Source organism: Methylobacter sp. sgz302048 (assembly GCF_052162025.1).
Lineage (GTDB): Bacteria > Pseudomonadota > Gammaproteobacteria > Methylococcales > Methylomonadaceae > Methylobacter.
Map to the genome: position 1 here is coordinate 3,483,301 of NZ_CP197401.1, position 20,522 is coordinate 3,503,822.

Here is a 20,522-nt window from a genome sequence, read left to right on the forward strand (position 1 = left end):
ACTTTCTATTTATCTTCAGGTTTAGTCATCAACCCTACATTGCTCAGTAAACCGGTCTTTTTCAGCTCAGCCATTAATTTGACCACCTTGCCATAGCCGAGCGTTTCATCGGCATTGATCAGAACCTGGGTTTGCGGCTTGCCGCTCAGGACGGCTGTCACGCGCCCAGTTATTTCTTCCGGCTGTATGGGTTCATCCTTGCCGTCGCCATTGCTGATAAAGTATTGCTCCTGTTTATCGATAGTCACGACAAGCGGCGGATCATCCTTCTGTTCCACGGTTGCCGATTCAGCCTTGGGCAGATCGACTTTCACGCCGGTCTGTAGCATAGGCGTCGTGATCATGAAGATGATCAGCAATACCAGCGTAACGTCAATGTAGGGAACGACATTGATTTCCGCCATGGGTTTTCTTCGGCCGCGGCCGCGTTTGCTGCTTTCTACCGGACTCATTTGTTGTGCGCCTGTCTTTGCAATAATACGACGAACTCTTCAACGAACAAGTCATAACGTCCTGTCAGCCGGTCCAGACGCGTGGAGAAACGGTTATAGGAAACAACGGCCGGAATCGCGGCGAACAGGCCGATGGCCGTTGCGATCAAGGCCTCGGCAATACCTGGCGCCACTTGCGCCAATGTCGCCTGCTGGACATTGCCCAAGGAACGGAATGAATTCATGATGCCCCATACCGTACCGAACAAGCCGACATAAGGGCTGGTCGAGCCGACGGTCGCCAGAAACGGCAGATGCTCATCAAGACGGTCCAGTTCGCGCGACAGTTCGATGCGCATGGCGCGCTGGGCGCTTTCCACTTGTACGGCGGGCTCGACATTGCCGGTCTGGCGCATGCGGGAGAATTCCTTGTAGCCGGCCAGGAATATTTTTTCTATGCCTTCCGGCTCGAAGTCTTTCGATGTCAGTTTTCTGTAAAGATCGGCCAGCGGCACGCCGGACCAGAATTGTTCTTCGAACTCGTCGGTAATTTCCAGAGCCCGAATCAGCACTTTGCGTTTGGAAAAGATAAATGTCCATGATACGACTGAAGCCGTCAGCAATATCAGCATGACAAATTGAACGACGAAACTCGCTTCTGTGATCAAATGAAAAATGGATAAATCAGTACTCATTCTTTAACTGCTCTTGTAATTTCTCAGGAATAGCTTTAGGGCGCATGGTTTGCGCATCCAGACAGGCAATTCGGATTATGCCCTTGCATAAAACCTCATCGCCTCGTGTAATTTCTTGCTCAAAATCAAAACTGGCTTTTTTGACAAGGCTCAAGTCGGCATTGACCTGTAGTTGCTCGTTGAATCGGGCCGGAGTCAGGTAATCGACCTGGATAGAGCGCACGACAAAGATAATACCCTCCGCCATCAACTGATCCTGTTCATACCCCATCGCCCTCAACATTTCGGTCCTTGCCCGCTCGAAGAACTTCAGGTAGTTGGCGTAATACACCACGCCGCCTGCATCAGTGTCTTCGTAATAAACCCGTACTGGCCAGATAAATTTTTTCATTATTCTTTATTCCCTCATTGATGAGTCCTCTAAAACTGCGCTGATATCAAAAATACGCTTTAAAGCGTAAAAAGGGCGACTAAAAAGCCACCCTTTTATGTCCTTGCGTTCCTGATCAAATAAAAAATTATTATGTAAATATATCTTCCGATACGCCCAGCTGTTGCGGCGGCTGCAGGCCAAAATGCAGATAGGCGTGCTGCGTCACCACGCGCCCGCGCGGCGTGCGCATAATGAACCCCTGCTGCAGCAAATACGGCTCCAGCACGTCTTCAATCGTGCCGCGCTCCTCGCTGATGGCCGCCGCCAGCGTGTCGAGCCCCACCGGCCCGCCGGCAAAATTTTCAATCATGGTCAGCAGCAGCTTGCGGTCCTGCGCATCGAAACCGTTGTTATCGACTTTCAGCATGGTCAGCGCCTGGTTGGCGATTTCCTGCGTCACGATGCCGTTGCCTTTGACTTCGGCAAAATCGCGCACGCGGCGCAGCAAGCGGTTGGCGATACGGGGCGTGCCGCGCGACCTGCGCGCAATCTCAAAGGCGCCGGCCTGCTCCATGTTGACGCCCAGCATTCTTGCCGAACGCGCGACGATGCTGGCCAGTTCATCGACCGTATAAAACTCCAGTCTTTGCACGATGCCGAAACGGTCGCGCAGCGGCGAAGTCAAAAGACCTGCGCGGGTCGTCGCGCCCACCAGCGTGAACGGCGGCAGGTCCAGCTTGATGGAGCGCGCGGCCGGCCCTTCGCCGATCATGATATCGATCTGATAATCTTCCATCGCCGGATACAGAATCTCTTCAACCGCCGGGCTCAAACGATGGATTTCATCGATGAACAACACGTCATGCGCTTCAAGATTGGTCAGCAGCGCGGCGAGATCGCCGGCCTTGTCGAGCACAGGCCCTGAAGTCTGGCGAATATTGACGCCCATCTCGGCCGCAATGATATTGGCCAGCGTGGTTTTGCCCAGGCCAGGAGGGCCAAAAATCAGGACATGATCCAAAGCTTCCTGACGCGCAGTAGCCGCCTGAATGAAAATCTCCATCTGCGCGCACAACTCTTTCTGGCCCACGTAATCGGCCAGGCGCTTGGGCCGGATAGCCCGATCCTGCCGCTCTTCATCGGAAAGCCTGTGGGCAGTCACTATGCGATCTCTTTCTATCATCTTAAGGCGCCTTGCAATGCCAACCGGATAATATCTTCACAGCTTTTATCTTCCGTGCTGATGCCTTGCACCATTTTCGCGGCATCCTGCGGCTTGTAGCCTAATGCACATAAAGCACTGATAGCTTCCTGCCTGGGATTGCCCGCCAGAGCCATCGAAACATCGACCCGCACCGGCGCCGCATCCCCCAAATTCGGCAGCCTGTCGCGCATTTCAATTATCAGCCGTTCGGCGGTTTTCTTGCCTACGCCCGGCAAACGAACCAGCGCCTGTATGTCGCCGTTCAGGATGCACTGATGAAACTCATCCGCGCTCTGGCCTGATAAAATCGTCAAAGCCAGCTTGGGACCGACGCCGTTGACCTTGATCAGATTCCTGAACATCAGGCGATCGGCTTCGGTTGAAAACCCGAACAGAATATGGGCATCTTCGCGAACGACAAGATGCGTGTGCAACTGGACTTCTTCGCCGATGGCCGGCAGATTGTAAAAAGTCGTCATCGGTGCTTCGACTTCATAGCCGACGCCGTGCACATCGAGCAACAGCATAGGCGGCGCTTTATGCACCAACTTGCCGCGTAAAAAACCTATCATCTCAATACTCTCTGCTGCAAACGCAACGCAGTCTGCCGGTAGTGGGCATGACAAAGCGAAAGCCCCAGCGCATCGCTGGCATCGATCTGCAGCTCGCCCTGCAGATTCAGCAGAATTTTCACCATGTGCTGAACCTGGAGCTTTTCGGCGCTGCCCTTGCCCACCAGCGCCTGCTTGACCTGGCGGGCGGCGTATTCGAACACCGGCAGGCCGGTTACCTGAACCGCGCAAATGGCCGCGCCGCGGGCTTGCCCGAGCTTGAGCGCGGAATCGGCATTTTTATGCATGAACACCTGTTCTATAGCCATTTGCTCAGGTTGATATAAGTCGACAATTTCCAGAATACCGTCAAAGATTTGCTTGAGCCGGTCAGGGAAATAGTCGGCATTAATGCGGATACTGCCGCTGGCTATATAGCTATAACCACGCGGCGAATGCTCGATAATGCCGTAGCCGGTAATTCTTGAACCAGGATCTATCCCCAAAATACGCGTCACAATGAATGGTGTCTACCAGTGATAATTTCAAGACTGAAAAGCCAATATGCCTTATTCAGACAACTGTTCCATGATATCGTTGCTGATATCGGCGTTGGAGTAGACGTTTTGCACGTCGTCCAGGTCTTCCAGCCGCTCTATCAGACGCATCATTTTCTCTGCGGTTTCGGCGTCGAGCTCGGTGTTGGTTGACGCCTGCATCGTGATCTCGGCATTTTCAGGCTGAAAACCTGCTGCAATCAGGGCATCTTTGACTTCCAGGTAATTTTCCGGTGTGGTCATGACATCCTTCGAGCCGTCATCGTTGCTCACGACGTCGTCTGCGCCGGCTTCCAGAGCCGCTTCCATCAGCGCGTCTTCATCGACTGAATCGGCATAAGAGATAATGCCAACCTTGGTAAACATATAACCCACGGAGCCGTCGGTACCCAGATTGCCGCCCGCTTTGCTGAAGGCATGGCGTACTTCGGCAACGGTGCGGTTGCGGTTATCGGTCAAGCAGTCAACCATGACGGCCGTACCGCCTGGACCATAGCCCTCATAACGCACTTCCTCGTAGTTGACGCCTTCCTGCGTACCGGTGGCTTTTTTGATGGCGTTTTCAATGGTATCGCGCTTCATATTGGCGCCCAGACCTTTGTCTATTGCTGTCCGCAAAGACGGGTTAGTCGCAGGGTCGCCGCCGCCGGATCTTGCCGCTACTGAAATTTCTCTGAGGATTTTAGTGAAAAGCTTGCCGCGCAAGGCGTCCTGTCCGGCTTTGCGGTGTTTGATATTAGCCCATTTACTATGTCCAGCCATTGTCTCTCTCTAGTAACAGTTTAAAATTTATCAATTTTAACATCCTGCACGGCGCTAATCGATACACTTTATAAAATATACGGCAGAACGTCGGTCAATGAAGGTCCAGAAACAAAAACATCGGCTTGCTCATGCACAATAGCCCGGTCCGTCACGCCGCCGAAACCGATCACATAAGCGCCTGCCCGCTTGGCTTCTATGTCGGTCTTACCGTCGCCAATCATAACGACAGAGGCTTGCGGCCTGCTTAACTCCCGGCAACAATCCGCCTTGCCGCCTGTCCTGGCTAAAGGCGAAGCTTGGTCGTAGCCGCGATAGCAGCCTTCTTCGTCAAAATAAACATTGACGGCGTGCACATGGCTTTCGGCCAGATCCAGATACCGGGCCAAAGGCAACAGCGCCTGCCGGATGCCGCCGCTGATGATATGCAGTTCCTTGCCTTGCGCCGACAGCGTCTCGAACACCTGCTCGACCCCCTGGACGATTTCCTCAATGTACAAATCCGCCAGCCAGTCGATGCTGGACTGATCCGGCTTTACCAGCGCCAAACGTTGCCCATAAACCGCTTCCAGCGGCACCTCGCCGTTCATGGCCGCCTCGGTCAGCCTGGACATTTCTTCGCCCAGCCCAACGCGCCGGGCCAGTTCGTCTATGCCTTCGACCCAGCTTAAGGTGCTGTCACAATCAAAACAAACGATATTGAAACTCATACTCTGAACTCACAAATTAATCTGTGTCGCTTTATGCACGGCGGCAATGCCACACAGTTGCTGCAATAAGTCATCCGTCAACGGTTTGGAGACGCTGATGACTGCCATGGCCTGATTCTGGTCATCGGCCGTACTAACTTCCATTCTGGAGATATTGATGTCGGCATTGCCCAATACGGCGCTGATAGCCGATATCACGCCCGGCTTGTCATCATGGCGCGTAATCAATACGGTACCTATGGGCACGACTTCAATGTCGAACTGATCAATGGAAATGAGGCGCGGATGGCGGCCGCCCAGCAAGACGCCGGCCAGCGTAATGCTTTGATCCGCGTAATGCCCAGCCACCTTGATCAGCGACAGGTAGTCCTGCGTTTCCTGCGTTTTTGACTCAATCAAGGAGATTCCCTGGCGACGGGCGATATTTTCGGCATTGACGCGATTGACAGGCGCCGAAACCTGTCCGCTCAGCACGCCAATCAGTGCTGACACAGAAACCGGGCGCGCCTCGACCTCAGCTGCTTTGCCGAACAGCGCCACCTCGATTTTTTCCAGCGGCTTGGGCGCCAGATTAACCAGCACCTTGCCCAGAATGTTGGCCAGCGTCATAAACTCGCTTGCCCGTTTCAACTCCTCGGCCGACAGTCTGGGCAGATTCAGGGCGTTGACCGCCTCGCCGGTTTTCAGGAAAGTCACGGCCTGCCGGGCGATCTCCACGCTGACTGCAACCTGCGCTTCCGTCGTGGAGGCCCCCAGATGCGGCGTAAACACGATGTTATCCAGTTCCAGCAGGGGCGAATTGACAGGCGGCTCATGTTCATAAACATCGAGCGCCGCGCCGGAGATCTGGCCGTTCTTCAAGGCATCATACAGCGCACCTTCATCGATCAGACCGCCTCGGGCGCAGTTGATCAGCATGGCTTCCTTTTTCATCATGGTCAGCTGACTGCTGCCTATCAGGCCGCGCGTCTTCTCGATCAGCGGGCAATGCAGGGTGACATAGTCAGACTGGCTCAGCAGATCGCCGAGTTCCACGGACTCGACGCCCAATTCCTCGAAAATCTCCGGCGTTACGAACGGATCATGCGCGATCACATGCATTTTCAGACCCAATCCGCGCTGGGCAACGATACGGCCAATCGTGCCGAAACCAATGATGCCCAGCGTCTTGTGCGCGACTTCGGAACCCATCAGTCTGGAGCGCTCCCATTTACCGGCACGGATCGAGCGGTCGGCGGTTGGCAGACGCCGGCTCAGCGACATCATGTGCGCGACAGCCAATTCGGCTGTCGTTGTGGCATTGGCATCGGGTGTATTCATGACGATAACGCCCTGCTCCGTGGCCGCAGCCAGATCGACATTATCGACGCCTATGCCGGCGCGGCCTATCAGCTTCAGGCGTTTGGCGGCCTGCAGGACTTTTTTAGTGACTTTTGTATCGCTGCGTATCAGTAGCGCATCGTAGTCGCCGATAATCTTGCAGAGATCGTCTTCATTCAATCCTGTCTCGATATGCAACTGTATATCGGATTGATCATGCAAATAATTAATTCCCGCTTCTGCCAACTTGTCTGAAATAAGAATTTTTTTCATAAGACAATCTCCGGAAGACTACGCGCTAAATTGATCTATTGAATAACAGCTTTGTTATAATCCCGATATTACCAATAGTTGACATTTTAGGATAATGAAAATTAAAGACTGGTTCTTAGGGGTATTATTGCTGGCGTTAATTTCGGCAGGAATCTGGGTAGGCCTTGGCAAAACCGTGACGCCGGCGCCCGATGCGACTTTCACGACCATTACCGGCAAAAAAATCGCTTTAAATGCGCTGCGCGGCAAGCCCGTGCTGGTCACATTCTGGGCTACCGACTGCCCCGGCTGCATGGAAGAAATCCCGCATCTGGTCGATCTTTACAAAAACTATCATGCGCAGGGGCTGGAAATCATCGCTGTCGCCATGTATTACGACCCGCCCAATCACGTCGTCAACATGACGAAAGACAAGTCGCTGCCTTATGAGGTTGCCCTGGATTTGCAGGCCGAGCATGCCAGGGCCTTCGGCGATGTCCGGCTGACGCCGACTACCTTCCTGATCACGCCTGATGGTTCGATTGCGCTGCAGAAAATCGGCGCGTTCGACCCTGACGATATGAAAACCCGCATTGAAGCTTTGCTGAAAGGATAAGCCATGCTCTGGTTAAAAGCATTTCACCTGATTTTCATGGTCACCTGGTTCGCCGGCCTGTTCTATCTGCCGCGTCTGTATGTCTATCACGCCATGAGCGATGACGAAATCAGCAACGAGCGCTTCAAGGTCATGGAGCGCAAACTGTATTACGGCATTACGACGCCGGGCATGATCCTGACCTTCGTCTTCGGCATCTGGATGCTGGCCGACTATGCCTGGGCCTTATACGGGTCGGCCGGCTGGCTGCACGCCAAGCTGGCGCTGCTGGCCTTGATGGTGGTCTATCATGTTTTCTGCGGGCTCTGGCTGCTCGATTTCAAATACGACCGCAATCAGCGCAGTCATGTCTTTTACCGCTGGATGAATGAAATGCCGGTGCTGTTTCTGCTCGGCATCGTGATTCTGGCCGTCGTTAAGCCGTTCTGATGATGAACCGTCCTGTCGTACTCTGTTTTTCCGGCCACGATCCCAGCGGCGGCGCTGGCGTGCAGGCCGATATCGAAACCCTGGTCAGCCAGCAGTGCCATGCCGCCAGCGTGATTACGGCGCTGACCGAACAGGACACGCACAATGTCAAAAAGCTGATTCCGCAACGGCCGGACGACATCATCAGCCAAGCTGCCACGCTATTGGCCGACCTGCCGGTCAAAGCCATTAAAATCGGCCTGATCGGCCATCATGACACGGCCGCCGCCATTCAGACGATATTGACCGGCTACCCGCAAATTCCGGTAGTGCTGGATCCGGTGCTGGCGGCGGGCGGCGGCGCAGAGCTGGCGAGCGAAAAGCTCATTGCGGCCGTCACAGACCTGCTGCTGCCCTGCACGACCGTGCTGACGCCCAACAGCGAGGAAGCGCGCCGATTGACCGGTCTGAGCGATCTGCATGAATGCGGCCTGGCGCTGCTTGATAAAGGCTGCGATTATGTGCTGATTACCGGCACGCATGAAACTTCGCCCGCGGTCAGCAATCAACTGTTCCATGACGGCCGTCTCATGGAAACCTTTACCTGGGACCGGCTGCCAGCCAGTTACCACGGCTCCGGCTGCACGCTGGCCTCGGCCGTGGCCGGCCTGATCGCGCAAGGCCTTGACCCGTTCCAGGCTGCTACGGAAGCCCAGGATTATACCTGGCATGCGCTGGAAGCCGCCTATCGGCCCGGCCAAGGCCAGCACAACCCCAACCGCTTTTTCTGGATCGACGACTGATGAAATTTCCGCAGACCGGCCTCTACGCCATCACGCAGACCGAACACAAAACCATCGATACGGTTATCGGCGAAGTCGCAGCGGCGCTCCGCGGCGGCGCGGCCGTCGTGCAGTATCGCGACAAGAGCCCCATCGATGCCGTGCTGCTGGCCTGCGAACTGGTCAAGCTCTGCCATCGCCATGGCGTGCCGCTGATCATCAATGACGACGTCGAACTGGCTGTTCAATCGGGCGCCGACGGCGTTCACCTGGGCAAGGAAGACGGCCACATCGCCGCGGCCAGAAAGCGGCTGGGCGCAAACGCCATTATCGGCGTATCCTGTTACAACTCGATCGAACGCGCCGTCGCAGCCGAAAGAGAAGACGCAACCTATGTGGCCTTTGGGCGCTTTTTCCCGTCTTCGTCGAAGCCGCTGGCCTCGCCTGCGCAGATCGAAACGCTCAGACAGGCCAAATGCACGCTGCATATCCCAATCGTGGCCATAGGCGGTATCCTGCCCGGCAACGGCGCACCCTTGCTAGAAGCAGGCGCGGACTTGCTGGCCGTCATCGGCGGCATTTTCGACCATCAGCCTGAACAATCGGCCCGCGCGTATCTGCCTTTGTTCGAAGGTGAACCCGTACTGCCATGAAAATCGGCCTCATTGCCCTCATTCTGTTGCTGCCCTGCGCCGGCATGGCCGACGCTCCGAAACAGCGACTGGACGAAGGCCGGCAAATTGCATTCGACCGCAACAAGGGCAATTGCCTGGCCTGTCATGTGATTGCCGACGGCGAATCGCCGGGCAATATCGGCCCTGCGCTGGCGGCTGTTCCGAGCCGGTTTAAGGACAAGCAGCAATTGCGCGAGCAGATCTGGGACGCGACGCGCTTTAACCCTGAAACCAGCATGCCGCCGTTCGGCAAGAATCATATCCTCGACGCGGAAGAAATCGACAAGGTCGTCGATTATCTCTGGAGTCTGGAGTAACTTATCAGCAATAAAGACTGGAGTCCCCATGCCCGTCAATCGTAGAGAATTTCTGAAAAAATCCGTATCGCTCGGCGCTTACTCAATGGCTCTGGCCAGCGGTCTTGTTAAATCCGGTCCGGCCAGCGCGGAGTGGATCGCTGAGCAGTTTGCCCAGGGCAAACTGGAAGAAACGCTGAAAACACTGTTCAAGGACGCGAAAATCACCGAAAGCGATAAAATCGAGATCCAGATCCCGCAGATTGCAGAAAACGGCGCCGTGGTGCCGATCACTGTGACCAGTCATCTTGACGGCGTCGACACCATCTCCATCCTGGTCGAGAAAAACCCTGTGCCGCTGGCAGCCCGGTTCGATCTGTCGCCCGAGCTTGAGCCTTTTGTCTCGGCCCGCCTGAAGATGGCCGAAACGTCCGATGTCATCGTCATCGCACAAGCCGGCGATAATCTGTACAGCGCCAGGCAAACGGTCAAAGTCACGATCGGCGGCTGCGGAGGTTGAGCATGAGCAGCATCAAGATCCGCACCAAACGCATCGACGGCAAGACCCAGATCCGAACCTTGATCACGCATCCCATGGAGCACGGCCGCAACATCGACAAAAGCACGAACCAGCCTATCCCCGCGCACTTCATTCAGGAGCTGACCGTCAAACATAACGGCAAGGTGATCGCCAATTGCGCGATAGGCGGCGGCGTTTCCAAGGACCCGTATTTCGCCTTCATGCTGAAAGGCGGCGAGCCGGGCGATAAAATCACGATCAGTTGGGTGGACAATCTTGGCCGGCAGGATTCTGAAGAGCATATTATCAAGTAGCGTTGGCGGTTTTATCGGCCTGCTGTTGGCTCTCCCTTCGCAGGCTGATCCGCTGCAGGATCAGCAGAAGTTCCGGCAGCATTACCAGCAGCTGTTCCCAAAGCTCACACTGTCAGACTATGCCGACGGCGTCTATGCGATCGATCCGATCGCGCGCCAGTCCTGGCAGGCGATCGAAGAGTTTCCGCCTTATGAGGGCGCCATCGAACAGGGCGAAGCCTTGTTCAACACGCCTTTTAAAAACGGCCGCCGCTATGCCGACTGTTTTCCCAATCAAGGCATCGCCATTGCCCACGAATATCCGAAATGGGACCGCGATAAGGGCGAAGTCATCACCCTGGAGAAAGCCATCAATGACTGCCGCATCGACAACCAGGAAGCCCCCCTGCCGTATGAAAAAGGCGACATCGCCCAGCTGCTCGCTTACCTGGCATTCACCTCGCGCGGCAAGCCGATTACGATCAGGATACCGGCCGACGACCCGCGCGCCCTGACTGCCTACCAGCAAGGCAAGGATTTTTACTACCAGCGCCGCGGCCAGTTGAATTTCGCCTGCGCCACCTGCCATGTGCAAAACGCAGGCAAACAGCTACGCTCAGAAATCCTGAGCCCGTCCCTCGGGCATACCAGCCACTGGCCGGTTTATCGGTTAAAATGGGGCGAAATGGGCACGCTGCATCGGCGCTTCAAAGAATGCCTGGAACAGATCAAAGCCCCGCCTATCCCTGCCCAAAGCCTGGAGTTCCGGAATCTGGAGTATTTTTTAAGCTTTATGGGCAACGGCATTCCTACTAACGGACCCAGCACGCGAAAATGATTACGACTCAACCCAGCTGCAACGATATCCATGAACCCGGACTGATCTCCGTCAAAGATGCGCTGGCCCGGATATTGACGGCCGTGCCTGCGATCGAAGGCCACGAGCGCCTCGCTATTGAACATGCCAGAGGCCGTACGCTCTGCGAGCCGGTTATCTCGACCCTCAATGTGCCGGCGCATACCAATGCCGCCGTCGACGGCTACGCGCTGCACGCCGAAGACCTGCCCGACCAGGGCACACGCCGGCTGGACATCATAGGCCAAGCATTTGCCGGCAGGCCCTATGACGGCAGCACGGGACGAGGCCAGTGCATCCGCATCATGACCGGCGCGCCCATGCCGGAAGGCCTCGATACCGTGGTCATGCAGGAACAGGTACAGCTGTCCGATCATTTCATCGAACTGGACAGCCGGCACCAAGCCGGCCAGAACGTTCGTCAAGCCGGCGAGGACATTCGGCGGGGACAAACCGTTCTGGAGCCGGGCAAATACCTGACGCCGCCCGACATCGGCCTGTGCGCCTCGCTCGGCATCGCCGAACTCAGTGTGTGTCGAAAACTTAAGATAGCTATCGCCTCGACCGGCAATGAAGTGTTCGGCATCGGCCAGACGCCCGGTGCAGGCGGCATTTATGACAGCAATCGCTACAGCCTGCTGGCGGCGCTGGACCGGCCCGATATCGAAATCATCAATTTAGGAATACTGGAAGATGACCCCGACTCGCTGCTGAATAGTTTTGAAGAAGCCGGCGCCTATGCCGACGTGATCATTTCTTCCGGCGGCGTATCGGCCGGTGAAGCCGATTACACGAAAACCGCGCTGCAGGCATCCGGCCAGGTCAACTTCTGGAAAGTAGCTCTCAAACCGGGGCGGCCTCTGGCTTTCGGCCGGATCGGCAAGGCCGCGTTTTTCGGCCTGCCCGGCAATCCCGTCGCCGTCATGGTGACGTTTTATCAATTTGTGCTGCCCGCTTTGGAAAAAATGCTGGGCATCAATAATAAGCCAATCGTGCCGATCTTCCTGGCCAAAACCACGGAGAACCTGCGCAAGAAACCCGGCCGCACCGAAATCTATCGCGGCATCATTGATCAGAATGAAAAAGGCGAGTGGACCGTGAAAACGACCGGCAAGCAAGGCTCGGGGATTTTGCGCTCGATGAGTCTGGCAAACGCATTCATTATTCTTGACCATGACAGCGCCGATATCAAAGCCGGCGAATGGGTGACGGTGCAGCCTTTTTCTGGGCTGTGTTAACAAGCTGAGTCGCCTTTGCTGGGTTTCCGCTAAAGCTCCAACCCAGCCTACACGTGCTTTAATTAGGCTTAAAATCGGAGACCAACAACCCCGCTAATTCTTAATCCCCACACCCTTATGCAGCAAAAACAGACTGAACAGAATAAGCAGAACGCTGAAACCGCCGGTCATGGCAAAGGCAATCCCGATGTCCACATCCGTCACGCCAATCAAGCCATAGCGAAACGCATTGACCATATACAGGATCGGATTGCCCTGCGAAATCGTCTGCCAGACGCCCGGCAGCATATCGACTGAATAAAATACGCCGCCCAGATAGCTTAACGGCGTCAATATAAAGTTCGGGATAATGGAAATATCGTCAAAACTATCCGCGAACACGGCATTGATAAAGCCGGCCAGCGAGAATACCGTGGCCGTCAGCACGGCTATCGATAAGGCAATCAAGACATTGTTGACGGCAATATCGGCAAAGACGAGCGATATCAGCGCTACGACGACCCCCACCAATAAACCGCGGATAATGCCGCCGCTGACATAGCCGGCCAGGATGACCCAGTTGGCTACCGGCGAAACCAGCAGTTCTTCAATATTATGCTGAAACTTGGTCGAATAAAACGAGGACACGACATTGGCATACGAATGGCTGATCACGGACATCAGGATGACGCCCGGCACGATATAGTCCATATAGCTGGCGCCGCCGACAGTGCCTATCCGGTCGCCGATCAGCTTGCCGAAAATCAGAAAATAAAGCGCAGTCGTAATGGCCGGCGGCAGCAGGGTCTGCGGCCAGATGCGGATAAAGCGCTGGACTTCCTTCTTGATAATGGTTCTAAGGGCTATGGCATGATTCATAGCGGCAACTCGTCAGGTTCTTGGTCGATCAAATCCATAAACAATTGTTCGAGCCGGTTGGTCCTGTTTTTCAGGCTGATCACTTTGATATTCCGTTCCGTCAACAAATTGAACAAGGTGTTCAATCCGTTCTCTTTGGGTACGGCCACGTTCAACACTTTATCCGAAACGCGCTCTATCTGATAGCCATCAATGACCGGCACCGTGTCGATCGGTTCGGCCAGATCCAGCACAAAATAATCGATGTTGAGCCGGGCCAATAAACCCGCCATGTCGGAATTCTCGACGATCTGGCCGTGGTTGATAATGGCGATATTGCGGCACAAGCTTTCGGCCTCTTCAAGGTAATGCGTGGTCAGGATAATGGTCGTGCCCTGCCGGTTGACTTCCTGCATCAATTTCCACATCGAGCGGCGGATTTCGATATCGACGCCGGCCGTCGGTTCGTCCAGAATCAATAATTTAGGCGCGTGAACCAGCGCACGGGCAATCATGACCCGGCGTTTCATGCCGCCCGACAAGCGCCTCGATACCGTATCGCGCTTATCCCACAGATCCATTTGCTTGAGGCAGAGCTCGGCTCGCTGCAGGGCGGTTTTGCGCGGTATGCCGTAATAGCCGGCCTGATTGAGCAGAATGTTTTTGACGGTTTCGAACTGGTTGAAATTGACTTCCTGAGGAACCAGGCCGATGCAGCTTTTCGCCCGGGCTCTATCGTGCTGCAGGTCATGCCCGAAGATACTGACCGAACCGCTGGTGGCATTAACCAGAGAGCTGATAATGCCGATCGTCGTGGATTTGCCGGCGCCGTTAGGGCCTAGCAAGGCAAAGAAATCACCGGCTTCGACATCAAGATCAATGCCCTTTAAGGCTACGAATCCATTACTATAGATTTTTTTGAGATTGCGGATTGATAATGCCTTCATGCTGAAACTAACACTTAACGGGAGCCTTCAAATAAGTTAAATTAAGCGCCGCATCCATTAGAAAGTACGAGATGGATAGCTAAAAAATTTGTAATTCTATCAGATCTTTAAAAGTTTCGTAGACAAAACCGGATAGCCCGTGCCAAAGAAACCGCCTGAAACCGTCGCTGCTGTAGACTTGGGTTCCAATAGCTTTCACATGATCGTTTGCAGCCTGACCGACGGCAAACTGCAAACGATCGACCGTCTCAAGGAAACAGTCAGACTGGCATCCGGACTGGACAAGAAACACAATCTGGATATCGCCACGCAAAACAGAGCACTGGAGTGCCTGCAGCGATTCGGCCAGCGAATCCGCAACTTCCCGCCCGGCAGCGTCCGCGCCGTCGGCACCAGCACCCTGCGTATGGCTAAAAACGCCGAACAATTTCTGGCCAGAGCCGAAAAAGCCCTGAATCAGCCCATCGACATCATTTCCGGCATAGAAGAAGCGCGCCTGATTTATCTGGGCGTCTCGCACAGCCTGGGCAGCAATGCCAACCTCCGCTTCGTGATGGACATTGGCGGCGGCAGCACCGAATACATTATCGGCCAGGACGCCACGCCCAAGAAAAAAGAGAGTCTGCCCATGGGCTGCGTCTCGGTCAGCAATGCCTTTTTCAAGAACGGCCGATTATCAAAAAGCGCAATGACTCAAGCCGTCCTTTTTGCAGCCCAGCAGTTGGAACCTTTCGAAAAGAAATTTCAGCGTAAAAACTGGGACGAAGCCATCGGCGCCTCGGGCACGCTACGCGCCATCGACAAGGCTCTGATGGCCAAAAACTGGAGCAACAACGGCATTACGCTGGAAGGTCTGGAGCAATTGATCGCCCATATCAATCGTTGCGATCATGTCAGTGAACTGGACCTGCCGGGACTGGACCAGGAACGCCTGCCGGTGTTCCCGGGCGGCGTCGCGATCGTCTACGCCACCTTCAAAAGCCTTGGCATCGAGCAGATGACCGTCTCCGACGGTGCGCTCAGAGAAGGCCTGATACAGGATTTACTGGGCCGTATCTACGACCGCGACATTCGCTCGGCGACTGTACAGACGTTGGCCGAACGCTATCATACCGATAAGGAACATGCTGAACGCGTCAGACAGACCATCCACTCTATGCTGGCGCAACTGAACAGCGAGACCTGCCTTTACAACAACGAAAACAGTGAACAATTTCTGGACTGGGCGGCCTATCTGCATGAGATAGGTCATGATATCGCGCATAACCAGTACCATAAGCACAGCGCCTACATTATCGAGAATGGCGATCTGGCCGGTTTTTCCAGACAGGACCAGATCTTGTTGGCCACGCTTGTCAGATCGCACCGGCGTAAGTTTTCGCGCGCCCGTTTTAGCGATTTGCCGTATCCCTGGGATATCGATGCTCCCTATCTGACCATCATCCTGCGGTTGGCCGTACTGCTGCGCCGCAACCGCCACGAACATCAACTGCCGGAGTTCCAAATAGCCATTGTAAAATCCAAAATACGTTTGCAGTTTCCGGATAACTGGCTGGCGCAGTCGCCGCTGACTTATGCCGATTTGCTTCAGGAAGCCGACTATTTGAAATCTTCAGGCTTCAAACTGGAGTTTGTATAAGTCATCTTTATGAAAACCTTATTACGAACCTTGGCCTATTGCCTTAGTGCATCAGTTATTTTCAGCATCATGCTCGTCCTGTTCGCTATCGGCGATACGCCGGAAACCGAACCGGGCTGGTCGCTGACCCATGATGACGTGGTCAGAGCGAAACAGATTCTGCATGAAGGCGCCAAAACCCGGCCTGACGAAATCAACACGATCGTGCTGACCGAAGCCGACCTTAATCTCGCCGGCAATTATCTGCTGAACCGCTACAGTAAAAGCGCCGTCAAAATAGAGCTAAAGCAGAACAAAGTCAGATTCAATGTCACCATGACGCTGCCTCACAACAGCCTGGGCAAATATCTAAACGTCAGCTTCAGGCTAGGCCACGAAGACAATAACGCCCTTCCCGGCATTACAAAATTCAAGGCCGGAAAGTTATTGCTGCCGGCCAAACTTGCTGCTTTTGTCATTGACATGGTCATTCAGCATTCGTCGCTCAATGAGTACTTCATACTGGCGACGCGTCCCATCAGAGCCGTTCAGATTGAAGGCAAGAAACTGACTATTACTTACAATTCCGATGCCGAAACATTGCGGCAGGCCAAAAACTTCCTGACTCAAGGCCACAGCAGTGACACCCAGGCGCAGAATATCTATGAACAAAAACTGGCCGAGATCATCGCACATCATGACCCGGCCTGGCGCCTGTCGCTGGCCGAACTGCTAAAACCGTTGTTTGAACTGGCTTACCAGCGCTCGACCCTGGAGAATGCCATCGAAGAGAACAGGATCGTGATTTTTACCGTCAACGATTACGTCAACAAGTGGGAAACGCAAAAACTCCTGCCGGCGGCAGAAGCGAAACCGGCTGCCCAACAACACTATTCCGCTTTTCTGTATAAAAGAGTGGATCTAGCCAAACATTTCATCGGCTCTGCCGCGCTGACGGCATCAGCCAATGGCCAGGTCGCCAAGATGATTGGTGAGGAAAAGGAATTAAGCGACGCTCAAGGAGGCAGTGGCTTCAGCTTTATTGATCTGGCCGCCGACAAAGCCGGCACGCGCTTTGGCGAAATAGCCACCTCATCGCCTGAAAATGCCCGTAAAATTCAACAAGCCATGTCAAAAATAAAAGATTATAGCGATTTCATGCCAGATCCTCGCGATCTGCCTGAAAATATGGATGAAGCTGAATTCAAAAGGCGCTTCGAATCCATCAACAGCCCAGCCTATCTGGAAGTAGTCAGGCAGATTGATGCTCGCATCGCGGCAGCATCCATTTATAACGACATATAGCCGACAATAAAAAAGGGAGCTAAAAGCTCCCTTTCTGGATAAAGCCAAGTGCCGGGGAGTGCCCCAGCTGTAAAAGGCTTAGTTCAAAGTAGTGCCGTGCGTACCTGGCAGAACCGGCATTTTCTGTCTGGGGAATTCGCCAGTCAGCGCTTGCAGGAAGGCCACGATATCAGCGGTTTCTTCTTTGGACAATTCCTTGTTCAATTGCAGTTTTGCCATTATTTCTACGGCTGAATCCAGCGTTTTAACCGAACCGTTGTGGAAATAAGGCGCGGTCAGAGCGATATTGCGCAAAGTAGGCACTTTCCACAAATGCTCATCGGCAGGATTTTGGCTGACTTCGGCCAGACCTTTATCTTTTGTGAAATGATGTTTTGCTTCAAAACTGCTGTTTTTAGCCACAGGGAATCGTTGGAACGCTCCCTCGCCGTTGAAGGCGGGACCGCTGTGACAGCTTGTGCAACCTACTTCTTCGAATTTCTTCATGCCGCGGACCTGTTGAGCCGTCAAAGCAGTTTCATCGCCTCTGACATATTGGTCATAAGGGCTGTTAGGCGTGATCAAAGTTCTCTCGTAAGCGGCAATCGCTTTGGTCGCGTTGTCCTTGGAAATTGAATTTTTGCCAAACGCTTTCTCGAAGAGCTCTTGATAGCCATCAATGGATTTCAGCCGTGCTACGACTTCATCCCAGTTCTTCATGCCCATTTCGATAGGATTGGTCACAGGACCTGCAGCCTGGGCTTCCAGAGTGGGCGCCCGGCCATCCCAGAACTGGACTTTGCTGAATGCGGCATTCCAGACGGTCGGCGCACTGCGGCCGCCGGTTTTGCCATGGACACCCATCGCATTCGGCCGGTTATCTTCACCGCCTAACATAGTGTTGTGGCAAGATGCGCAGGAAACAGTACCGGTCGAAGACAAACGCGGATCGTGATACAGGATTTGACCCAGCTCGATTTTAGCTTCCGAGGAGGGGTTATCAGCCGGTTCAGGCGCTGCTGTAGGCAAAGCTTCCCAGGCTGAAGCGACAGAAATGCTGCCAGCGAGCATTATCGCTGAAACCAGCGAACGAATTTTAAACATACCATACTCCAAAATGATTACTAACCTTAAGGGCGACTTTTGGGGCGACCAGAATCACCCGACGACTTTTTTTATATTCACCCAGCCAAATTGTAAGGTATCAGGCAAACAAGGCACAATCAATTCTTAAGGTCTTCCTCATCAATATGGAGCGACCGGGGCGTGTCTTTCGCGGGAAATGCATTTTTTACGCAGAAAAATACCAGAAGACCTGCCGGCCGATTTATTGCATGACAAGTCTGTCTTGATAAGAGCGGCTCGAATCGACTCTAAGATTCAGAACCTTAATTAACTTGGCTCTTTTTCAGGAGGAATCGGTATGACTATCCTACAAACACTGGGGATTGCCTCTTGCCTGGGCGGCCCCATGCGGCTATGCGGCTACGCAGCCGAATTACTGCGCGACGGCCTGGCGAGGCAACCTTTGCGGAACGGCGGCCTGCAACTGCAATGGCATATCGTGCATCCTGACAACGAAGGCACAAAAGATGACAGGCTGCGCCGCCTCAACCGGCAAGCCAGCAAATTCACCCGGCACTGGGCCGAAGCCCGCCGGCCTTTCCTGGTGATCGGCGGCGACCATTCCTGCGCCATGGGTACGTGGCCGGGCGTTTTGAAGGCGCTGCCGGAAAATGAAGAGCTGGGGCTGATCTGGATCGATGCGCACATGGATGCCCATACCTTTGAAACATCCCCTTCCGGCAACATCCACGGCATGCCCGTATCGGCTTTACTGGGCAGGGCCGATGCCCGTCTGTCGGCCCTGTATCCGGCCGACCGTTTCATCAAGCCGCAAAACCTGATCCAGATCGGTATCCGCAGCTATGAACAGGAGGAACACGCTTTATTGCAAGAAGCGGGCGTCCGGATTATTTTCGCCGACCAGATCACCAGTCTCGCGCAGACATTACAGGGCGCAATGGAACAGCTAAGCCGGACCTGCCACATGATCGGCATCAGCATCGATCTGGATTTCATCGATCCCATCGATGCGCCCGGCGTCGAAACGCCGGCGCCAGGCGGCTTCAGAGCGGCTGAGCTCATGGCCGCACTCAGGTCGGTAAACCGGAATGATAAAATATGCGGCCTGGAAATCAGCGAATACAATCCGGAAAACGATCAGGACAACAAAACACTGGACCTGATCAGAGCCATCATCGAAGCCTTTTATGCCGACAACAGCCCAAACAAATCCTTGGGATCGTCCAGCTCCGGAATCAGCGGCATATCCGTGCCCAAGTGATGCTCACAGGCCAGTTCATACACCAGGCGCAGAACCGAGAAATCCTCCAGCGCGAACCCGACCGAATCGAACACAGTAATCTCCTGCGTGTTCTCCCGCCCCGGCTTATGCCCGCCGACCAGCTCCCACAGCTCGGTATGAACATGGCTTGCGTCGCACTGCTGCACTTCACCTTCCACCAGAGCCTGCGGCATATATTCGACAACCAGCTTGGCCGCCGACAACAAAACATGGCTCAATTCGGTCTTGCCGGGGCAATCGCCGCCCACTGCCTGAATATGAGCGCCGGGCGCGACATCTTCCAGTGCAAACAGCGACTGGCGCTTTTTTGCCGCTGTAGCCGTGACAATGATGTCGGCATCCCGCACGGCCTCTTTAATGCTGCGGCACGGCACAAGCTCAAACGGATAAGCCAATAGATTTCTGGCAAATTTGCGCATGGCTCCGATATCCAAATCGAAGAAGCGTATCTGCCGTAGCGGGAAAACGCCGTTGAAACCCAACACCTGAAATTCCGATTGCGCTCCAGTGCCGATAACGGCTAAAACATCGGAGTCCGGCCGGGCCAGATAGCTCGCCGCCAGCACGCCGGTAGCGGCCGTCCGGAAAGCGGTCAGCAGCGTCATCTCGCAGATCATAAGCGGATACCCCGAAGCCACTTCGCTTAACTGGCCAATGGCTATGACGCTGAGTTTGCCTTCCGCCGTATTGCCGGGATGACCGTTCACATATTTGAACGCGTATAAACTGTCATCCGAACAGGGCATCAGTTCAATAACGCCGTGCGCATAATGCGTGGCATGGCGGGTCGACTTGTAAAACGCGGGCCAGCGGGCAAAATCTTGCTTTAATGCAATGAGCAGCCGGCTGAAAAACGATTCAATGCCGACTATGTTTATCAGTCTTTGTATATCGCTTACGGTCAGAATTTTCATGAACCAGCCCGTCTGT

General features: G+C 54.3%; 25 protein-coding genes. 12 read left to right on the forward strand and 13 right to left on the reverse strand.

The features are described 5' to 3' along the window. Window positions 1-5: 5 nt before the first annotated feature. The 9 genes from tolR to serA form a co-directional block, all read right to left on the reverse strand. Window positions 6-452 carry a protein TolR gene (gene tolR / locus ACTNE6_RS15350; protein ID WP_442497359.1) on the reverse strand — a complete coding sequence of 149 codons (447 nt, stop codon included), beginning with the start codon at window positions 450-452 and terminating at the stop codon, window positions 6-8. Continuing rightward, window positions 449-1,126 carry a protein TolQ gene (gene tolQ, locus ACTNE6_RS15355; protein ID WP_331817621.1) on the reverse strand — a complete coding sequence of 226 codons (678 nt, stop codon included), beginning with the start codon at window positions 1,124-1,126 and terminating at the stop codon, window positions 449-451. Before tolQ ends, tolR begins: the two co-directional genes overlap by 4 nt. Then, on the reverse strand, window positions 1,116-1,517 hold the full coding sequence (gene ybgC, locus ACTNE6_RS15360; RefSeq protein ID WP_442497360.1) for a tol-pal system-associated acyl-CoA thioesterase: 402 nt from the start codon (window positions 1,515-1,517) through the stop codon (window positions 1,116-1,118). The genes tolQ and ybgC overlap by 11 nt, the downstream gene beginning before the upstream one ends. Before the next feature lie 130 nt (window positions 1,518-1,647). Next, on the reverse strand, window positions 1,648-2,682 hold the full coding sequence (gene ruvB / locus ACTNE6_RS15365) for a Holliday junction branch migration DNA helicase RuvB (RefSeq protein WP_194971179.1): 1,035 nt from the start codon (window positions 2,680-2,682) through the stop codon (window positions 1,648-1,650). Then, window positions 2,679-3,275, reverse strand: a complete 597-nt coding sequence (gene ruvA / locus ACTNE6_RS15370; RefSeq protein WP_442497361.1) for a Holliday junction branch migration protein RuvA — start codon at window positions 3,273-3,275, stop codon at window positions 2,679-2,681. The genes ruvB and ruvA overlap by 4 nt, the downstream gene beginning before the upstream one ends. Further along, window positions 3,272-3,772: a crossover junction endodeoxyribonuclease RuvC gene (ruvC, locus tag ACTNE6_RS15375; RefSeq protein ID WP_442497362.1), complete on the reverse strand. Its 501-nt coding sequence runs from the start codon at window positions 3,770-3,772 to the stop codon at window positions 3,272-3,274. Before ruvC ends, ruvA begins: the two co-directional genes overlap by 4 nt. Before the next feature lie 51 nt (window positions 3,773-3,823). Next, window positions 3,824-4,573 (reverse strand): YebC/PmpR family DNA-binding transcriptional regulator, encoded by a 750-nt coding sequence (locus tag ACTNE6_RS15380; protein WP_194971182.1) that lies wholly within the window; start codon window positions 4,571-4,573, stop codon window positions 3,824-3,826. Between the two features lie 68 nt (window positions 4,574-4,641). Beyond that, window positions 4,642-5,283, reverse strand: a complete 642-nt coding sequence (locus ACTNE6_RS15385; RefSeq protein ID WP_194971183.1) for an HAD-IB family phosphatase — start codon at window positions 5,281-5,283, stop codon at window positions 4,642-4,644. A gap of 9 nt (window positions 5,284-5,292) precedes the next feature. Continuing rightward, window positions 5,293-6,876 (reverse strand): phosphoglycerate dehydrogenase, encoded by a 1,584-nt coding sequence (serA, locus tag ACTNE6_RS15390; protein ID WP_442497363.1) that lies wholly within the window; start codon window positions 6,874-6,876, stop codon window positions 5,293-5,295. 94 nt (window positions 6,877-6,970) lie between these two features. On the opposite strand from serA, the gene ACTNE6_RS15395 reads away from it, so the two are divergent. Genes ACTNE6_RS15395 through moeA form a run of 9 tightly spaced genes read left to right on the forward strand, consistent with a single transcriptional unit; the run spans window position 6,971 to window position 12,538 of the window. Then, entirely contained in the window at window positions 6,971-7,471 is a 501-nt protein-coding gene (locus ACTNE6_RS15395; RefSeq protein ID WP_434482918.1) for a peroxiredoxin family protein, read from the forward strand. A 3-nt stretch (window positions 7,472-7,474) separates the two neighbouring features. Beyond that, entirely contained in the window at window positions 7,475-7,900 is a 426-nt protein-coding gene (gene hemJ, locus ACTNE6_RS15400) for a protoporphyrinogen oxidase HemJ (RefSeq protein ID WP_442497364.1), read from the forward strand. A 2-nt stretch (window positions 7,901-7,902) separates the two neighbouring features. Beyond that, window positions 7,903-8,682: a bifunctional hydroxymethylpyrimidine kinase/phosphomethylpyrimidine kinase gene (thiD, locus tag ACTNE6_RS15405; protein WP_442499706.1), complete on the forward strand. Its 780-nt coding sequence runs from the start codon at window positions 7,903-7,905 to the stop codon at window positions 8,680-8,682. Next, window positions 8,682-9,314 carry a thiamine phosphate synthase gene (gene thiE / locus ACTNE6_RS15410; protein WP_442497365.1) on the forward strand — a complete coding sequence of 211 codons (633 nt, stop codon included), beginning with the start codon at window positions 8,682-8,684 and terminating at the stop codon, window positions 9,312-9,314. Before thiD ends, thiE begins: the two co-directional genes overlap by 1 nt. Continuing rightward, a complete protein-coding gene (soxX, locus tag ACTNE6_RS15415) occupies window positions 9,311-9,652 on the forward strand; it encodes a sulfur oxidation c-type cytochrome SoxX (RefSeq protein ID WP_442497366.1) in 342 nt (113 codons plus the stop codon). Before thiE ends, soxX begins: the two co-directional genes overlap by 4 nt. A 28-nt stretch (window positions 9,653-9,680) precedes the next feature. Further along, entirely contained in the window at window positions 9,681-10,151 is a 471-nt protein-coding gene (soxY, locus tag ACTNE6_RS15420; protein ID WP_442497367.1) for a thiosulfate oxidation carrier protein SoxY, read from the forward strand. A gap of 2 nt (window positions 10,152-10,153) precedes the next feature. Continuing rightward, window positions 10,154-10,465, forward strand: a complete 312-nt coding sequence (soxZ, locus tag ACTNE6_RS15425) for a thiosulfate oxidation carrier complex protein SoxZ (RefSeq protein ID WP_442497368.1) — start codon at window positions 10,154-10,156, stop codon at window positions 10,463-10,465. Continuing rightward, window positions 10,428-11,282: a sulfur oxidation c-type cytochrome SoxA gene (gene soxA, locus ACTNE6_RS15430; RefSeq protein ID WP_442497369.1), complete on the forward strand. Its 855-nt coding sequence runs from the start codon at window positions 10,428-10,430 to the stop codon at window positions 11,280-11,282. Before soxZ ends, soxA begins: the two co-directional genes overlap by 38 nt. Then, window positions 11,279-12,538 carry a molybdopterin molybdotransferase MoeA gene (moeA, locus tag ACTNE6_RS15435; protein WP_442497370.1) on the forward strand — a complete coding sequence of 420 codons (1,260 nt, stop codon included), beginning with the start codon at window positions 11,279-11,281 and terminating at the stop codon, window positions 12,536-12,538. Before soxA ends, moeA begins: the two co-directional genes overlap by 4 nt. Before the next feature lie 93 nt (window positions 12,539-12,631). Here moeA and ACTNE6_RS15440 read toward each other — a convergent pair whose 3' ends face one another. Together ACTNE6_RS15440 and ACTNE6_RS15445 are read right to left on the reverse strand one after the other, a co-directional pair. Continuing rightward, entirely contained in the window at window positions 12,632-13,396 is a 765-nt protein-coding gene (locus tag ACTNE6_RS15440; RefSeq protein WP_331817606.1) for an ABC transporter permease, read from the reverse strand. After that, complete coding sequence (locus ACTNE6_RS15445) at window positions 13,393-14,322, reverse strand: ABC transporter ATP-binding protein (RefSeq protein WP_194971194.1); 930 nt, start codon at window positions 14,320-14,322, stop codon at window positions 13,393-13,395. Before ACTNE6_RS15445 ends, ACTNE6_RS15440 begins: the two co-directional genes overlap by 4 nt. A gap of 139 nt (window positions 14,323-14,461) precedes the next feature. On the opposite strand from ACTNE6_RS15445, the gene ppx reads away from it, so the two are divergent. Then, the gene (gene ppx, locus ACTNE6_RS15450; RefSeq protein WP_442497371.1) at window positions 14,462-15,961 is read left to right on the forward strand and encodes an exopolyphosphatase; all 1,500 of its coding nucleotides are present in this window, start codon (window positions 14,462-14,464) and stop codon (window positions 15,959-15,961) included. Between the two features lie 9 nt (window positions 15,962-15,970). Then, window positions 15,971-17,245 (forward strand): hypothetical protein, encoded by a 1,275-nt coding sequence (locus tag ACTNE6_RS15455; protein WP_442497372.1) that lies wholly within the window; start codon window positions 15,971-15,973, stop codon window positions 17,243-17,245. 78 nt (window positions 17,246-17,323) lie between these two features. Here the strand turns inward: ACTNE6_RS15455 and ACTNE6_RS15460 are convergent, their stop codons facing one another. Next, window positions 17,324-18,328 carry a cytochrome-c peroxidase gene (locus tag ACTNE6_RS15460; protein WP_194971197.1) on the reverse strand — a complete coding sequence of 335 codons (1,005 nt, stop codon included), beginning with the start codon at window positions 18,326-18,328 and terminating at the stop codon, window positions 17,324-17,326. A 319-nt stretch (window positions 18,329-18,647) separates the two neighbouring features. On the opposite strand from ACTNE6_RS15460, the gene ACTNE6_RS15465 reads away from it, so the two are divergent. Continuing rightward, window positions 18,648-19,571: an arginase gene (locus tag ACTNE6_RS15465; protein ID WP_442497373.1), complete on the forward strand. Its 924-nt coding sequence runs from the start codon at window positions 18,648-18,650 to the stop codon at window positions 19,569-19,571. On the opposite strand, the gene ACTNE6_RS15470 is transcribed toward ACTNE6_RS15465, so the two are convergent. Beyond that, window positions 19,496-20,506 (reverse strand): ornithine cyclodeaminase, encoded by a 1,011-nt coding sequence (locus ACTNE6_RS15470; protein WP_442497374.1) that lies wholly within the window; start codon window positions 20,504-20,506, stop codon window positions 19,496-19,498. The genes ACTNE6_RS15465 and ACTNE6_RS15470 overlap by 76 nt on opposite strands. Between the last annotated feature and the right edge of the window lie 16 nt (window positions 20,507-20,522).

Coding starts and splice junctions, on each gene's coding strand:
- ACTNE6_RS15460 (WP_194971197.1), bottom strand. CDS start 18,328: ATGTTTAAAATTCGTTCGCTGGTTTCAGCGATAATGCTCGCTGGCAGC.
- ruvA (WP_442497361.1), bottom strand. CDS start 3,275: ATGATAGGTTTTTTACGCGGCAAGTTGGTGCATAAAGCGCCGCCTATG.
- ACTNE6_RS15465 (WP_442497373.1), top strand. CDS start 18,648: ATGACTATCCTACAAACACTGGGGATTGCCTCTTGCCTGGGCGGCCCC.
- tolR (WP_442497359.1), bottom strand. CDS start 452: ATGAGTCCGGTAGAAAGCAGCAAACGCGGCCGCGGCCGAAGAAAACCC.
- ACTNE6_RS15440 (WP_331817606.1), bottom strand. CDS start 13,396: ATGAATCATGCCATAGCCCTTAGAACCATTATCAAGAAGGAAGTCCAG.
- soxX (WP_442497366.1), top strand. CDS start 9,311: ATGAAAATCGGCCTCATTGCCCTCATTCTGTTGCTGCCCTGCGCCGGC.
- ruvB (WP_194971179.1), bottom strand. CDS start 2,682: ATGATAGAAAGAGATCGCATAGTGACTGCCCACAGGCTTTCCGATGAA.
- tolQ (WP_331817621.1), bottom strand. CDS start 1,126: ATGAGTACTGATTTATCCATTTTTCATTTGATCACAGAAGCGAGTTTC.
- ACTNE6_RS15455 (WP_442497372.1), top strand. CDS start 15,971: ATGAAAACCTTATTACGAACCTTGGCCTATTGCCTTAGTGCATCAGTT.
- ACTNE6_RS15385 (WP_194971183.1), bottom strand. CDS start 5,283: ATGAGTTTCAATATCGTTTGTTTTGATTGTGACAGCACCTTAAGCTGG.
- moeA (WP_442497370.1), top strand. CDS start 11,279: ATGATTACGACTCAACCCAGCTGCAACGATATCCATGAACCCGGACTG.
- ACTNE6_RS15380 (WP_194971182.1), bottom strand. CDS start 4,573: ATGGCTGGACATAGTAAATGGGCTAATATCAAACACCGCAAAGCCGGA.
- ACTNE6_RS15445 (WP_194971194.1), bottom strand. CDS start 14,322: ATGAAGGCATTATCAATCCGCAATCTCAAAAAAATCTATAGTAATGGA.
- serA (WP_442497363.1), bottom strand. CDS start 6,876: ATGAAAAAAATTCTTATTTCAGACAAGTTGGCAGAAGCGGGAATTAAT.
- thiD (WP_442499706.1), top strand. CDS start 7,903: ATGAACCGTCCTGTCGTACTCTGTTTTTCCGGCCACGATCCCAGCGGC.
- soxY (WP_442497367.1), top strand. CDS start 9,681: ATGCCCGTCAATCGTAGAGAATTTCTGAAAAAATCCGTATCGCTCGGC.
- soxZ (WP_442497368.1), top strand. CDS start 10,154: ATGAGCAGCATCAAGATCCGCACCAAACGCATCGACGGCAAGACCCAG.
- ACTNE6_RS15470 (WP_442497374.1), bottom strand. CDS start 20,506: ATGAAAATTCTGACCGTAAGCGATATACAAAGACTGATAAACATAGTC.
- ACTNE6_RS15395 (WP_434482918.1), top strand. CDS start 6,971: ATGAAAATTAAAGACTGGTTCTTAGGGGTATTATTGCTGGCGTTAATT.
- hemJ (WP_442497364.1), top strand. CDS start 7,475: ATGCTCTGGTTAAAAGCATTTCACCTGATTTTCATGGTCACCTGGTTC.
- thiE (WP_442497365.1), top strand. CDS start 8,682: ATGAAATTTCCGCAGACCGGCCTCTACGCCATCACGCAGACCGAACAC.
- ybgC (WP_442497360.1), bottom strand. CDS start 1,517: ATGAAAAAATTTATCTGGCCAGTACGGGTTTATTACGAAGACACTGAT.